The sequence below is a fragment of the Streptomyces sp. AC627_RSS907 genome, from assembly GCF_019049165.1.
On the sequence record NZ_JAGMUE010001156.1, the window covers coordinates 1 to 597 of the forward strand.

At 71.9% G+C, this 597-nt stretch carries 1 protein-coding gene; it reads left to right on the forward strand.

What is annotated here, in order from left to right; all coding sequences use genetic code 11:
* On the forward strand, nucleotides 1-597 hold a 597-nt coding region (locus tag KUM32_RS40805), incomplete at both ends, for a hydantoinase B/oxoprolinase family protein (protein ID WP_217146719.1).

Genomic DNA, 597 nt, shown 5'->3' on the forward strand with positions numbered 1-597 from the left:
TACATGGGCCACGTGCGGGCCAACGCCGAGGAGTCGGTGCGCGCCATCATCGCCGGCCTGCGCGACGGTTCGTACCGCTACGAGACCGACAGCGGCGCCGTCATCCAGGTCGCGTTGCGCGTCGACCACCGCACGCGCGGCGCCGTCGTGGACTTCGCCGGCACCTCCGCCCAGCAGCCGGGCAACGCCAACGCGCCAAGCTCGGTGGTGATGGCCGCGGTGCTCTACGTCTTCCGCACCCTGGTCGCGCACGACATCCCGCTCAACAGCGGCTGCCTGGCCCCGCTCGACGTGCGCATCCCCGAGGGCTCGATGCTGGCCCCCACGTATCCGGCGGCCACCGTCGCCGGCAACGTGGAGACCTCGCAGGCGGTCACCGGCGCGCTGTACGGGGCCCTCGGCGTGCAGGCGGAGGGCTCGGGGACGATGAACAACATCACCTTCGGCAACGACCGGGTGCAGTACTACGAGACGCTGGCCAGCGGCTCCGGGGCCGGCGACGGCTTCGACGGCGCCGACGCGGTCCAGACCCACATGACCAACTCCCGGTTGACCGACCCCGAGGTGCTCGAATGGCGCTACCCGGTGCGCGTGGAG